The sequence below is a fragment of the Marinomonas sp. TI.3.20 genome, from assembly GCF_038155025.1.
In the GTDB taxonomy this organism is placed as follows: Bacteria; Pseudomonadota; Gammaproteobacteria; order Pseudomonadales; family Marinomonadaceae; genus Marinomonas; species Marinomonas flavescens.
Window position 1 is genome coordinate 1 of sequence record NZ_JBAKAS010000060.1, and the last position, 597, is coordinate 597.

A 597-nucleotide genomic window follows, 5' to 3' on the forward strand; every position below is an offset into this window, starting at 1 on the left:
TCGCTTTTCCGTCGTACAGCATGCCGTCTAGCTGGTCTTTTGTAACATCTGAGCCAGTGGCCGTATCCAACACCTTGCCGTCAGCAGTAATTGTCTTGCCATCAGCTGTAGTCAGCTTTCCTGAAAGTGCTGCTTGTTTACCATCTTTGGTGACGAAGCCTTTGTCTTTATCGTAAAAAACAGATTCCCCATTTTCATCTAAAACAGGTGACCCATCTGCATAGCGAAGTTGCCCGTTTTTATCAACGTAGGTTGCTTTTCCGTCGTACAGCATGCCGTCTAGCTGGTCTTTTGTAACATCAGAGCCAGTGGCCGTATCCAGCACTTTACCTGCAGCTGTGATCAATTTTCCATCCGCCGTAGTAAGTTTGCTGCCTAACGCCGCTACCTTGCCATCTTTGGTGACGAAGCCTTTGTCTTTATCGTAAAAAACAGATTCCCCATTTTCATCTAAAACAGGTGACCCATCTGCATAGCGAAGTTGCCCGTTTTTATCAACGTAGGTTGCTTTTCCGTCGTACAGCATGCCGTCTAGCTGGTCTTTTGTAACATCAGAGCCAGTGGCCGTATCCAGCACTTTACCTGCAGCTGTGATCA

Annotated in this window: 1 protein-coding gene; it reads right to left on the minus strand. The window is 47.1% G+C overall.

The features are described 5' to 3' along the window. Nucleotides 1-597, minus strand: a 597-nt coding sequence (locus V6259_RS19545) for a hypothetical protein (RefSeq protein WP_341585954.1), incomplete at both ends; no start/stop codon positions are given.